General features: G+C 47.7%; 9 protein-coding genes. 1 reads left to right on the forward strand and 8 read right to left on the reverse strand.

Annotation, left to right across the window (positions count from 1 at the left end):
• Position 1: 1 nt before the first annotated feature.
• The 5 genes from M3202_RS06575 to M3202_RS06595 form a co-directional block, all read right to left on the reverse strand.
• Entirely contained in the window at positions 2–1,432 is a 1,431-nt protein-coding gene (locus M3202_RS06575; RefSeq protein WP_251222537.1) for a cytosine permease, read from the reverse strand.
• A 28-nt stretch (positions 1,433–1,460) separates the two neighbouring features.
• A complete protein-coding gene (locus tag M3202_RS06580; RefSeq protein WP_251222538.1) occupies positions 1,461–2,711 on the reverse strand; it encodes a M20 family metallo-hydrolase in 1,251 nt (416 codons plus the stop codon).
• Between the two features lie 51 nt (positions 2,712–2,762).
• Complete coding sequence (locus M3202_RS06585) at positions 2,763–4,529, reverse strand: hydantoinase B/oxoprolinase family protein (protein ID WP_251222539.1); 1,767 nt, start codon at positions 4,527–4,529, stop codon at positions 2,763–2,765.
• Positions 4,526–6,607, reverse strand: a complete 2,082-nt coding sequence (locus M3202_RS06590) for a hydantoinase/oxoprolinase family protein (protein WP_251222540.1) — start codon at positions 6,605–6,607, stop codon at positions 4,526–4,528. Before M3202_RS06590 ends, M3202_RS06585 begins: the two co-directional genes overlap by 4 nt.
• Before the next feature lie 209 nt (positions 6,608–6,816).
• Positions 6,817–8,514 carry a sigma-54 interaction domain-containing protein gene (locus tag M3202_RS06595; RefSeq protein WP_251222541.1) on the reverse strand — a complete coding sequence of 566 codons (1,698 nt, stop codon included), beginning with the start codon at positions 8,512–8,514 and terminating at the stop codon, positions 6,817–6,819.
• A gap of 195 nt (positions 8,515–8,709) precedes the next feature.
• Between M3202_RS06595 and nfsA the strand changes: the two genes are divergently transcribed.
• The gene (nfsA, locus tag M3202_RS06600) at positions 8,710–9,447 is read left to right on the forward strand and encodes an oxygen-insensitive NADPH nitroreductase (protein WP_251222542.1); all 738 of its coding nucleotides are present in this window, start codon (positions 8,710–8,712) and stop codon (positions 9,445–9,447) included.
• 105 nt (positions 9,448–9,552) lie between these two features.
• On the opposite strand, the gene M3202_RS06605 is transcribed toward nfsA, so the two are convergent.
• The 3 genes from M3202_RS06605 to M3202_RS06615 all read right to left on the reverse strand — a co-directional run bounded on the left by M3202_RS06605 (position 9,553) and on the right by M3202_RS06615 (position 13,110).
• Complete coding sequence (locus M3202_RS06605; protein ID WP_251222543.1) at positions 9,553–10,905, reverse strand: MFS transporter; 1,353 nt, start codon at positions 10,903–10,905, stop codon at positions 9,553–9,555.
• 336 nt (positions 10,906–11,241) lie between these two features.
• On the reverse strand, positions 11,242–12,198 hold the full coding sequence (locus M3202_RS06610; protein ID WP_251222544.1) for a glycerophosphodiester phosphodiesterase family protein: 957 nt from the start codon (positions 12,196–12,198) through the stop codon (positions 11,242–11,244).
• Positions 12,199–12,408: 210 nt separating this feature from the next.
• The gene (locus M3202_RS06615) at positions 12,409–13,110 is read right to left on the reverse strand and encodes a response regulator transcription factor (protein WP_349775604.1); all 702 of its coding nucleotides are present in this window, start codon (positions 13,108–13,110) and stop codon (positions 12,409–12,411) included.
• Positions 13,111–13,472: the final 362 nt, after the last annotated feature.

Consider the following 13,472-nt stretch of genomic DNA (forward strand, 5'->3'; position numbering starts at 1 on the left):
GTTATATTGCCTCCTTCTTTTCAACAGGCTGCTGCTGCGCCAATGAATGCTGAACTTCGATTTTCCCGAAAATTTCCGGCTGGTAGTATTTCTTCGCAATCCAAAATTTCATCAACGGGTAATAGAGGGCATTTGAAATAAGAAACGCTGTAAAGAATCCGTAGTCAGGAAAAAAGAAAACAGAGAGACCTGCCGGGACATAAGAAATCAGCGCGGCCGGGTTTACATTATTCCAATATTCATATTGCCCTCCGGATTGATACAGCTCCTCGATATTAAGCTGGCGCTTGCGCAGGAAGTAATAATCGCAAAACATTATGCCAGCAATTGGTGATAAGAGAGCGGAGATGATGATCAAAATTTGCGGCAGGGCATCGGCGAACGCCCACGGCTGCATCACTAAGCCGATCGTGCCGGCAATGATCGCCCCCGTTGCAAATGTAATCTTCTTCGGAAAATAATTGACAATAATGTAACCAGGCGGCAGTAAATTCGCGCTGATATTCGTCGACCACTGGGCCAAAATAACAAAGGCGAGACAAAGCACAAGTACAAGCGGGCTGCCTTCTCCGAGAACGGCGGTCATCGTCTCAATCGGATTCCAGTTGCCTGTCGCCACGCCGCTGGTCATGCCGATAATCGTAAATAGAATCATCGAACTTAATAAGCCTAACACTTGACTCACGGCACTCCCTTTATTCGCTTTAAACCACGAGCCTTTCTTATCCGCGTTTTTTACTTTCAAAAATCTCGTGAAATCTGAGGCGTTAAGGGCCATCGTGATGTACATTCCCATGAAGACAACGATGCCGTATCCAAGTGAAAGCCCTCCATCACCTTCAAGGGTGAAAAGCGAGCTGAAGGTGATATCGAATTGGGTCATAATTAAATACTGCAAGTAGATTCCGATTATTAAAATACTTGGAGCCGCCAAAATTTCAAACTTTTTAATTGCATCGATTCCCATTGCTGTATTAATAATCTGGATCGCACCAAATAAAATAATTAACAGCGTCAAATTGGAGTAATCAAAAAGGATGATGGTAATTTCATTTAAGGCAAAGGCCCCCATCCATGTTTGGAAGCCAAACCAGAATATAGCCGGAATCGCCCGAACAGTAGCCGGAATATGTGTTCCTAAGTAACCGAAGCATGCCCGAATATAAACCGCGTACGGAATCCCGTATTTAATCCCGAAGTCACCGAGCAGCACGAGCAACGCGGCAACCACTAAATTTCCCAACAGCGCCGCGGTTACGATCTGACCTGGAGATAAGGAGGGGTAAAGCTGAGCTGCCGTCGTAAAAGTCGCAAGCTGTACGGCAATCCCTACCCATAAGAAGAAGAAGCCGAAAGTCGAAATATTTCTTTCCTTGTCTAAAGTAGGCATAATATCTTTTCCCTGTAAACTTACTTCTCTTTTCTGACTCATCGTATAAACTCCCTCCATACTGCTTATTTTATTGGTAAGCAAGATACTGCAACGTCGTTTCCAGCAGGATCGAAGCTCCCTTGGAGATGTCCTCAATCTCCGCCCACTCCTTAGGGTTGTGGCTGATTCCATCCTGACAGCGAACAAAAATCATCCCCATATCTGTGATCTCTTTCATCATCATCGCATCATGGCCGGCACCGCTTATCATCAACGGCGGCGCGTATCCGAGTGACTTCGCCGCTTCCTGCATTCGTGCTATCACGTGCCCGGCACATTCAACTGGCGGCTGAACAAGATGGCAAATTAGCTCGTGCTGTAAGCCGCGCTTTTCTGCAATAGCGTGCGCCGCTGCTTTAACCTCCTCTATTCGCGCTGTTCTTCTCTCCAAATCGGTATCGCGAATATCAAGGCTGAACTGTACTTCTTCGGCAATGACATTCGCTCCGCCGGGAAATGCCCTAATCTTTCCAACCGTCCCGACGGTCGCCGCCTCCGCCTCCTGCGAACAAATCTGTTCAATTTTCGCGATCAGCTCCGCCGCGCCGGCGACGGGATCAATCCGCAATGACATCGGAACCGTACCGGCATGCCCGGCTTCTCCACGTAATTTCACTGTAAACCAGGCCGGACCAGCAATCCCTCTGACAATTCCTACCGGCTCGTTCACCGCCTGCAAAAACGGGCCTTGCTCAATGTGCATTTCAAGATAGACTTTCACCTCACCCGGGCCACGAACGCTTTCCCCGCATTTTTCCGGCTCCAGAGTGAAGGAACGCATCGCTTCAAGACGGCTCACCCCCGCTTCATCCGTTTTCCATAATTCCTCCTGGCTGACTTTTCCGACCATCCCGCGGCTGCCGAACAATCCACCGGAAAATCGGGTTCCTTCCTCGTCAAGGAAAGCGACGACCTCCAGCGGGTGATCATGCGTGACCGCCGCTTCCTTTAAAATTTGCGCGATTTCGATACCGGCGATCACCCCGACGGTGCCATCAAACATCCCTCCATTCGGAACGGTATCAATATGCGAGCCGATCATTACCGCCGGTGCATGTCGATTGTTTCCGTTTTTCCGGCCGATTAGATTACCAAAATGATCGTGATAAACGGTTAATCCCGCTTCTTCCATCCATTTCGTCACCTGCATTTGTGCCTGATGATCTTCGATTGTTAACGCCTCGCGCGTCACCCCCCCTTCTGCTGTTCTGCCAATCTCTGCTAGTTGTTCCAACCGTTTCATCATGCGCTGACTATTAACCCGGAATAATTGTTTCATCCTACGCCCTTTCCTGTTTCTAATGTCGTTGTTGTTTTATTCGTAAGACACTTATGCGCCACGTAAAGCTCTCGTTTTCTCTTCATTAATTTGTCCGTTTTCAATTACGACGCCGTATTGTGTTTCCGCCATTTCGACCGTGATGTATTCGTCGATGACATCCTCAAGCACAAGCTTCGGCTGGCGTTCATAAGGATGCCCGTACCCTCCACCGCTCGGCCCGATGAGCTGAATCGTATCTCCCTGCTTCATACGCGTGTTCGGAATTTTTGAAGGTAAATGGTGCTCGCGTTCTGTGTTTGGATGTAAAATCACTCCGCCGACATAGCCATCCTTCCCTCCAAGAAACCCCCACGGTGCAAAATGATGACCATCAGCTTCAATCGACAAGCTGCCATCTTCTAAAAAAGTCACTTCTTTAATCGAGCCGATTCCGCCGCGATCTTTCCCGGCGGCGCATGCTTCCTCCCGCAGCTCATAGCGATTGACGCGCAGCGGATAATGCGATTCAATGTCCTCAATCGGGTTATTTCGGGTGTTAGCGTACAACGTATCAACAGCATCCATTCCTTTTTGTCCGTTTCTTCCGCCGTAGCTGCCTTCCATGATGTCCATGAACACCCAGTAATTTTCTTCATTTAATCCGCTGTAGGAAACGACCTGTAAATTGCCGACTCCAGCACTGACCTGATGCGGCACGACTTCACCAAGTGCTTTCATCAGCGTGTCGGCGACGAGGTTTCCCGGACAAAAACGGGCAATCGTTGGCGCCGGGAAAATCGGATTACATAACGTTCCTTTCGGGGCGTAAATCTCAATCGGCCGAATCAGCCCGGCGTTTTGCGGAATATGTCCATAAGTTTCCGAGTCCAGGAGTATCGAACGCAGCGTTAAATAAATTGCGCAGTCAACCGTTCCCTCAAATGGCATATTGATCGGCTTGTTAATTTGCGGGGAGGTGCCCGTTAAATCGATTTTGATGCTGCTTCCTTCTACCGTAAGCGCAACGGCAATTTTCAAGTTTTTCTCAGCCGGATCATCGCTGTCGAGGTAGCCGTCTAAAAAGCCTTCTGCTTGATAGGTGCCATCCGGTAAATTTTCGATCGCGTTTCGCAGCATCGTTTCCGAATACTTCATTAAATCTTCACTCGCGGCAAGCACAGTCTCGATTCCATACTTTTCAATAATGTCAATGTATCGTTCCGCACCGATCCGGGCGGCGGCAATTTGGGCCTCAATGTCCCCGACCACCATTGCCGAAGCACGGATATTATCCTTTAACATGCTCCATACCTGCTCATTTTTTTGACCGTTCTCATAGACTTTGATTGCTTTAAATTGCAAGCCTTCCGCATAGGCATCAACGGCATCGACAATTCCGCAGCTCCCTGGCGTTAACGCACCAATATCAAGATGGTGAGCCGTCGTCACTGAAAAGCCGATCAGCTGCCCTTCATAAAATACCGGGATACAAATTCCAATATCTGGACCGTGCGAGGCCCCATGATAAGTGGAATTGTGCATAATGACATCCCCAGGGGCGAATTCCTGTCCCCTTTCCGCAAAGATTTTTTTAATCCCCCTTACATAACCTGGGATCGGACCGGACTGCAATGGTGTACTTTCGGTTGATTCACAAAGCTGCTGCATATTCATATCGACGAGGGCGCAGCCAAAATCCTCGGATTCGCGAATAATACTGGAATAGGACATCCGCGCTAGCTTATGACCCATCTCGATCGCGATGTTTTCCAATGCTCCCTGAATCACCTGTGAGGTAATCGGATCAATCGCCGCCTTGCTTTCTAGTACACTCATTTTGCTCCTCCTCCTAACGTAATCATCATGTTTCCATTTTCCTCGACGAGCGCTTGACAGTCAGGTGGCATAATCGTTGTCGTGTCTTTTTGGAAGATAATCGCCGGACCGGCAATCACTGCTCCAGCCGGCAGCTTTTCCCGCTGATAGAAGCTCGTTTCGATTTCTTTTAACTCGCCATCCTTGCGAAAAACCGTTTTTCCTTTTTTTATTAACGCCTCTTCCACTGGATAGTCGCTTGAAACGCTTGGCGGTTGAATTTTCGGCATCGCCCCTTTGCCTGTTACGCGGACATTGACAATTTCAATCGGACTTCCTTCAAAAAAGTGACCATACTCCGCCTGGTGAAGCTGATGAAAAGCAGTCCATGTTTCTTCAATGTTGTCCGTCGTTATGTCACCTTGCGGCAAGGCGACGCGTAATTCATAGCCTTGACCGACATAGCGGCAATCGGCTGTAAAAGCAAGCTCGATTTCGTTGGCGCTTAAGCCGTCTGCTTTTAGTTGCCCGATAATTTGCTTCCTTAATAAGTCGAGATCCGTGTTCAGCTTTTCTAAATCCAGTTCCGGACTGCGCATGAATTCCGTTTTGATCAAATCATATTTCAAATCAGTCGTCAGCAGCCCCGTCGCCGAGGTAATCCCCGGATGCGGGGGAATGATGACTTCCGGGATATTGAGAATGCGTGCGACATCAACTGCATGGAGAGGTCCTGCCCCACCAAAGGCGACGAGCGTAAATTCACGCGGATCATGTCCTTTTTGAATCGTCTTCTCGCGAATCGCATTGGCCATGTTGTTGTTGACGATCGTTAAGATGCCTTCAGCCGTCTCATTGACTGACAAGTTCAGCTGTGAGGCGAGCTCTTCCATGACGCGAAAACCTTCCTGGGCGTAAATCTTCATCGAGCCGCCAAGAAAATGGCTTTCATCGAGGCGGCCGAGGACAACATTAGCGTCGGTCACTGTCGGCTTCGCACCGCCATGTCCATAGCTGGCCGGTCCCGGTCTTGAGCCGGCGCTGCGCGGCCCGACTTTAAACGCTCCTCCCTGATCAACGTAAGCGATGCTGCCGCCGCCCGCGCCGATTGTATGAATGTCGATCATCGGCACCATCACCGGATAGCCGGCGATCCACGTATCTCTTGCCGAGGATTCATCAAAGCCCTGCTCGGTTATGATGCCAATATCGGCACTTGTACCGCCGACATCAAACGTAATCAGCTTTTGCTTCTGGGACAGTTCACCGGACCAGCTTCCGCCAAGCACTCCGGCGGCCGGACCTGAAAGCAATGTATTAACCGGCTTGGCAGCTACGGTTTCCGCCGTGCCGACCCCGCCATTGGAGCACATGATATGAAGGTCTGCTTCCAAGTCCGCTTTTTTTAGACCTGTTTTCAAATTGTCGATATATTTTTTTACCTTCGGCCCGACAAACCCGTTAATTGATGCCGTCGTAAAGCGTTCAAATTCACGGAACTGCGGCGATACATCGGCCGAGGTTGTCACAAATGCTTCCGGATACTCCTCTTTTATGATTTCTTTCACTCGCTCTTCATGTACCGGGTTAATGTAGGAGAATAAGAAGCAAACAACAATCGATTCTACCCCTTCCGCCTTTAGCTCCTGGATGGCGGCCCGGACTTCTTCTTCATTCAGCGGCGTCAAAATCTCTCCCTTTGGCGAGACGAGTCGTTCACTGACGACTTTCCGATGTCGTCGTGCCACAAGGGGACGGTCCTGCCACGGAATTTCCTGCATAATCGAATAATTTTGTGGGCGCTGATGGCGGCCGATATGCGTAATATCGCGAAACCCTTTTGTCGTCACCATCCCGGTAACCGCCCCATCATTTTCTAAAATGGCGTTTGTCGCAATCGTCGTGCCATGAAACACATGATCGATCTCATTTCCGTCAATTCCTTCACGCTCGCATAGCTCCATGATTCCTTGAACGACCCCGATTGAAGGATCCTCCAATGTCGTAGGAACTTTGTTGATCCACGTCAGTTTCGTGATTGTATCTGTGTACATAATATCTGTGAACGTTCCTCCGACATCGACGCCGACTAATTTCATCTGCCTACACTCCTTGTTTTCATGTTCTTTTTGCTTGATGATGATTTTACTGAATAAATTTCATGAATCTTCAGACTATGTCAGATCTTTTGCCACTATTCTTTTTCCAAATTTGTGGTGATTGCATTTTTGCAAGATGGCATTTATAAAAACTCTCCACATCTCTGTTGCTATCCTTGCTTACAAAAAAATTGCAGAACCGCAATTTATCATTGCGGTTCTGCAATTTCAAGCTTGAATTTCTTTACTTTTCTCGTTAACGTTGAAGCATCAATTCCCAAAACGATACTTGCTTCCTTAAGTGTCCTTGATTTTTTTAATGCTTTCGCAATGATATTCTTTTCAAATTCTTCGACCGCTGTTTTTAATTTTTGACCGGAGAAATCCTCATTGGCTAAGGTCGCGTTTTTGATCTTGTCAGGAAGCTGGTCAAATGTAATTTCATCATCAGCCGAGGTGACAACCACTGTTTCAATCACGTTTTGCAATTCACGAATGTTTCCTGCCCAGTCATTTTTCAAAAAAGCCTGGATCACCTCTTTATCAAACTTTTTTTCATAGTGATATTTACGATTATAATACTCGAGAAACGACTGGATAAAAAACGGCAGCTCCTCTTTACGCTCACGTAATGGCGGAATGATGATCGGCACAGTGTTTACTAAATAGTACAGCTCTCTGCGAAATCGGTGCGCCCGAACCATTTCTTCCAAATCCCTTTCCGTTGCCGCGATGATCCGGACATCGACATCTACCGCGGTGGTACCGCCTACCGGAATCACCTTTTTCTCCTCCATTACTTTTAATAATTTCACCTGCACGGGAAGAGACAATTCATCAATGTCATTCAGAAAAAGCGTCCCTTGATCCGCCTCTCTTATGCAGCCTTGTCTTTCAACTTGCTTTCCTTCCCCGCCCGTTTCCACCTGACCAAATAATTCAGCTTCGATTAATGCTTCCGGAATCGTCCCGCAATTGATTTCGACAAACGGATGATTTTTTCTTACCTTTGAAGTTGAATGAATGTACGTCGCAAGCGTCCTTTTTCCGACGCCGGCTTCACCGAGCAGCAGCACAGTTGAATCCAAATCCTGAATCCTCTCCGCCAAATCATAGACAGCCTTTAGCTGCTTTGATTTGATAAGCGGCTTTTGCCCGTTCGTCTCTTTTTTGTGGAGCTCACTTTCATAATAGTCAATCAATTTCTTTGTTTCCTGTAATTCCTTGGAAATCAGATCGGTTTCGGTAATGTCCTTGGAAATATTGATCACCTTCGTCAGCTTTCCCTCTTCATTAAATATCGGATGACCGGTTACGAGCAGCCTTCTTCCGGATTTCGTCGTTTGGGTCACCGTGACCTTTCTTCCTTCTTTGATCACTTGTTTCGTTGAAGAATGGCTGACAATCTTTTCTTTTTCAAGAAAATCCATTGGTTTGCCGATGAAATCCTTTTTTGATACGCCCATCATCCGCTCACATGCTTCATTGACCTTTAAAATGGTTCCTTGCTCATCCGTAATCGTCACTAATTCACCAACTAAACTCATAATCAATTGAAGCTCCTGCTTCATCTCGTTGATTTTGTCAACGAAATAAGCCATATGCTCAACAAAGCTGCTGTGAAACAGTAATGTCGCGCCCGCTTTTTGCCCATCCCATTCAACTGGATACTCGTACAGTATTTTTGGATTCTTTTTATTCGAGTTTGCAAGGGAAAGCGAAGGCTGCGCCTTCTTGATCGTCTTAATAATATTACTTTCCGGGATCACTTGACAGATCGGGCATCCGATCAAGGTTTCATGCTGGCCCGCTACCATACTGAACGCCAGGTCATTATGATACATAATAGCGCCGTGATCACCGGTTATGACAAGGCCGATCGGAAGCTGTTTTACCAGTTCATCCATATTCACTCATTCTCCCCTCCACAGTTTTCCAACCTCTCGAAAGTGGTTTCATCATAGCAAACTGATCAATCATTTCACAACACGTCTACTGTTTTTCCTCAAATTAGTACGGAAGAAAATCTGACAGAATCAACCAACGTTCTCCATGCTTCCTTCTATAATAAGCGATAGAAAATGAAGAGGAGGAAAAGGCGGATGAATGAAGTGACACAGTTATTACAAAGCCATCGCTCGATTAGAAGATACACGGATGAAAGCATACCGGAAGCGGTTCTCAACGATATTCTCCGCTCCGGCCAATGGGCGCCGTCAAGCCACAATGTCCAGGCTTATAGTATCATCGCCGTGAAAGACCCGGGTAAAAAGCAAGCGTTGTCCAACGTATGCGCCGGGCAAAAATATGTAGCGAACTGTCCCGTTTTTCTCGTTCTTTGCGTCGACTACTACCGTCTCTATCAAGCTGGTGTAATGAACAATTTACCACTGAATATTGAAGAAACGAACGACCTTGTTGTCGGCGCTGTCGACACCGCCCTAGTCGGGGAAAATATATTGATCGCCGCCAGATCCCATGGACTCGGCGGGGTGATGATTGGCGAAATCCGCAATAATTTTGATGAGGTGGCGGCACTGTTAAAGCTGCCACCTTACACCTTCCCTTTATTTGGCATGTGTCTCGGCTATCCTGCCGAAATCCCGGAACAGAAACCGCGACTGCCGGCCAACGTCGTCATTCATGAAGAAACCTACCAGACTGAGCATATTCCCACAGGATTGCTAGAATACGAAAAACGATCAGCTGCCTATTACACGAAACGGACGAATGGCAGAAAGACAACAGGCTGGACAAAGCAAATCTCAGACTACATGAGCCGACAGCGCGGAATTAAATTAAAGGAGTTTATTTTAAAGCAAGGCTACGGATTAAAATGAAAAAATGCTTGGCCAAATATCACGGCAAACAGAAACTCCCGGCTGCATAACAGCAACGGGAGTTTCTAGGTGCAGCGAAAGCTTCACTATGAATCTAGTTTCATTTCATGCCGCCCGCGGCAGGCGCAGCGTCAAGACGAACATCACCAGTCCCAGTGCTGCGCAAACCCACGCCATACTGTGCATATTCCCGGTCGTGATCGTCTGGCCGAAAAGCGCCGCCAGCAGACTGGAAGACAAAATCGTGCCAATAAATCGCGAGGTCATGAAAAGCCCGGAAGCGATGCCGGTTTCCTCCTTCGAAACAAAATCATAAAGCGCCGTCTGCATGCCCAAATTATTGAAGCCGTTGGCGATACCAAGTACACATAGGACGAGAAAAATGACGACGACACTTGTTTGATCGCGAATAATAAGCATCAGCATGCTTCCTGCCACGACGGACGCCGTGCCGACGATCAGCGACGGCCTTGAGCCGCTCCGTTCAATCCAGCGGCCGACAATCGGAGTGACCAATACGCTGAAGCCGGCAATCGACAGCATAACCAGCCCCGTCTTTTGCGGATCCATCCCCTGCGCCTGCTGCAAATAGGACGGGACGCCGAACATAATCGAATAAAATGCCATATTGGTCAAAATATACTGGGCATAAATCAGCGTTACATTCATATTTTTTTTCAAAAAACCGACATTGATAAACGGCTCGCTTCGGTCCAGTTCATAGCGGTAGAGGACGAGCGATAATGCCGCGCTAAGCACAAGCAGCCAGGGGCTGAAGCCTTCAGCAAGTTCAAGAAAGAACAGCAGCCATACGAAGATCGCCGCAGAAAACAACGCCACCCCTCCCCAGTCCATCCGCGCCTTGCCGCCGGGTGATGGTTTGGGATCGCTCGGGAACAGACGCCAGGCGAGCAAAAAGGAGGCGATAATAAACGGGAAATTACATAAAAAAATAAGGGGCCAATCCCCGTAATGCAGCAAAAGCCCGCCGAGCGAAGGGCCGAAAGCTGCCGAAGTGCTGGAAAAGATCGAAATAATCACGAGCGCTTTCGCCTGATGTGCCGTAATTCGGTTACGGATGATTCCCATACCGGCCGGAAACAGCGCCGAGCTGCCAAACGCCTGAATAATGCGAAAGCCGATCAGCCAGCCGAAGCTCGGTGACAACGGGGCAAGAGCCGAGGACACCGTCACAAGCAGCAAGCCGATCATAAATACTTTTTTACAGCCGAACAAGTCACTCCATTTGCCAAGCAGAGGCTGCCCGATCGCACTGACTAAATAATACGTTGAAATCAGCCATGTCACATCGGCAAATGTTAGATGAAACTCCTCCTGCAAACGAACCAGGGCAACGGAAATCATCGTTGTGTTAAGCGGATTAAGCAAAATACCTAAAGCGACGGCTGTCACAAGCAGCGTTTCTTTCGTTTTAAGCGGAGTCGATTGGTGCGTCATAAAGTCACCTCATTTTACTATCTCCAATTTTACTAAAAGACGCTCCGGCTTGACAAGACGAAACTGGCAAAGCCTTCCACTTATTCACATAAGAAAACCGCGTAGCGGCTTTTCTTAGAAGCGGCGTGCGGAGCCGTTACCATCTTTTAAGGATGGCTTAAATCGGGCTTTTTTCAGCCATCTGCGTAACGTGCGAAGCCGCCGTCCTTCCTCGAATCCACCCGAAACTTCTATCCTTTCTTAATCATTTAACAAAGAGAATGACCCGAACGTCGAGTCATCCTCCAGCGTCTCGGCAAAAGGTAGAAAAACACCCTTATGCCCAGCTCCTCATTCTTATTCAGCGACTAATTTGTCTATCCGGTTCGTCCATATTCCACCGTGATAATCAGGCGGAATACGTTCTGCATCCTCTTTAGAGTCAAAGCCTTCGGAAAAACCACCATCCCCGGCGACGAGTATCACCCTTGTGTCGGCAGCATCCATCCGGTTAACAAATTTCGTTGGCCAGCCCCAGAGCCATTTCGCAATCGTCTCAGGAAGATGGAGCTGCGTATTTTCGCAGGCAGCCGGCATGTAACCTGTCCAGCCGACAGCCAAATATGGAACAAGACAAGCTTTCATCGTTTCTTTTGACATCACCCGCACATCAGGAAGCAGCTCCTTCAAGCGGGCAACCGGCTCATCTCCGCCGTACACGGTAACCGTGTCGAGGTCTCTTCCATTCGCCAGCAAATAATCAGCAAGCATGTCTCCCTCTGTCGGATCATTGCTTTTTATATGAATTAGAAGGGCCTGCTCCGGGAACGTGTCCAGCACTTCCTTCAATGTCGGGATTTGTCCAGGCTCCTGCCCGCGAAAAGGAAAGGTTTCTCCGCCATCGGCCGTATAGCCATAGCCGATATCAAGCTGCTCCAGCTCTTCCATCGTCATTTCCCTTGTCACTCCCGACCCGTCCGTTCGGCAATCAACGGTCCAATCGTGAAAAACGGCAAACTCCCCGTCCAATGTCGGCTGAATATCAAGTTCGACGATATCCGCCCCTAATTCAAAAGCAGCTTCCATTGAAGGGATCGTATTTTCAAGGTACGGATGCTCCGGCTCATAGATGCGCTCCGCCGTGCACGTATCATTTCCGACTCCCTCCAGCGGGAATGTTTGACTAAGGCCACGATGAGCAAGCAAAAGCGGCTCCGATGAAGTTGGACTTACAAAAAACGAGCTGTTATTGAAAAACATAAATACGAGTAAAATAGCGATTACAACAGCCGTTCTTTTCAAAATCTTTTTCATGTGTGCTCCTCTTTTCAAATGAACTTGTCTAAAACAAGTCCAAAGCAGCATGGAAAGCCTGACGATAAAGTTCTATGTGCAGCGACACAAGAAAGATCGTTAGCCACAGTCACTGATGTACAGCGCCTGAAATCATCACCTTCCATCAACCATAGTTAGTGTAAATCACGCTCTTTAAGGTAGCATGATTTTTTTATAAAAGCAACCAGCCTATGGAGCTTCAAATTTATAGCCGACTCCCCAGACGGTATGTATTGCTTCGCAGTTAACCTTTTCTAATTTCGCTCTGATTTTTTTAATATGGGTATCGACCGTGCGAATGTCGCCAAGGAAATCATATCCCCATACTTGTTCAAGCAGTACTTCCCGCGTATAGACGTTTCCCGGGTTTTTCGCCAGATAGACGAGCAGGTCGAATTCCTTCGGACGGAGAGCAATCTTTTGACCTTTCACGACCACTTCCCGCCGGTTAATATCAATCAAGATCTGACCATAATCATACGTTGCTGCTTGTTGAGACGGTGGATGGTAGCACTGCTGCGTTCCTTCCGCTCTGCGTAAAATCGCTTTGATCCGGGCCACCAGTTCACGTGGACTGAACGGCTTTGTCATATAGTCATCCGCCCCGAGCTCCAAACCGAGCACACGGTCAAATTCATCGCCGCTTGCCGTCAGCATAATAATCGGCGTCTCTGAGCGCCGTCTTATTTCCCGGCAAACATCATAGCCGTCCATTTCAGGCATCAGCAAATCCAAAACAACAAGATCAGGCTTCTCGTTTATGACTAATTCAAGCGCAGCTTTTCCATTATCGGCATGAAGGACATTCATGCACTGCTTTTCTAAATAATGAAGGATAATATTCCGAATGTTCAAATCATCGTCTGCTACCAAAATCTTTAGCATACCGATCACTCCCTTAAAAGCAAACCTATTTTTCTATTCGCCTTTTATAAGATAGACAATTTAAAAAACGACGACAAGAGTCGATTGATATAGGTCTTCCTGCAAACAGGCCAAATCTATCTTTCGTTTCCCGCTTTTCAGGCTGCTGAACCTTCACAAAAAAAGATTCGTTCCCATCTAAAACAACGCTGGCCAGCTTAAGCAGAAAGGTAGCGGGCCTAAACTCCTTCAAGGGGGTAATTTCATAAGAAGAATACAGTAAGTTTGTCAAAAAAAGAGAATACAAGTCATTCCCCTCCTTGCCATCCTTAAAAAAATAGTTAGAAAAGCCCCCGATAGAGATGACTCTACCAGGGGCTTATCTGCAA

Origin of the sequence: Halalkalibacter oceani, from assembly GCF_023715605.1 — a bacterium.
GTDB lineage: Bacteria > Bacillota > Bacilli > Bacillales > Bacillaceae_D > Halalkalibacter > Halalkalibacter oceani.

What these genes read in the sequence shown, in the direction of transcription:
- M3202_RS06595 (WP_251222541.1), bottom strand. Translation starts at nt 8,514, where the DNA reads ATGGATGAACTGGTAAAACAGCTTCCGATCGGCCTTGTCATAACCGGT.
- M3202_RS06575 (WP_251222537.1), bottom strand. Translation starts at nt 1,432, where the DNA reads ATGAGTCAGAAAAGAGAAGTAAGTTTACAGGGAAAAGATATTATGCCT.
- M3202_RS06585 (WP_251222539.1), bottom strand. Translation starts at nt 4,529, where the DNA reads ATGAGTGTACTAGAAAGCAAGGCGGCGATTGATCCGATTACCTCACAG.
- M3202_RS06590 (WP_251222540.1), bottom strand. Translation starts at nt 6,607, where the DNA reads ATGAAATTAGTCGGCGTCGATGTCGGAGGAACGTTCACAGATATTATG.
- nfsA (WP_251222542.1), top strand. Translation starts at nt 8,710, where the DNA reads ATGAATGAAGTGACACAGTTATTACAAAGCCATCGCTCGATTAGAAGA.
- M3202_RS06605 (WP_251222543.1), bottom strand. Translation starts at nt 10,905, where the DNA reads ATGACGCACCAATCGACTCCGCTTAAAACGAAAGAAACGCTGCTTGTG.
- M3202_RS06580 (WP_251222538.1), bottom strand. Translation starts at nt 2,711, where the DNA reads ATGAAACAATTATTCCGGGTTAATAGTCAGCGCATGATGAAACGGTTG.
- M3202_RS06610 (WP_251222544.1), bottom strand. Translation starts at nt 12,198, where the DNA reads ATGAAAAAGATTTTGAAAAGAACGGCTGTTGTAATCGCTATTTTACTC.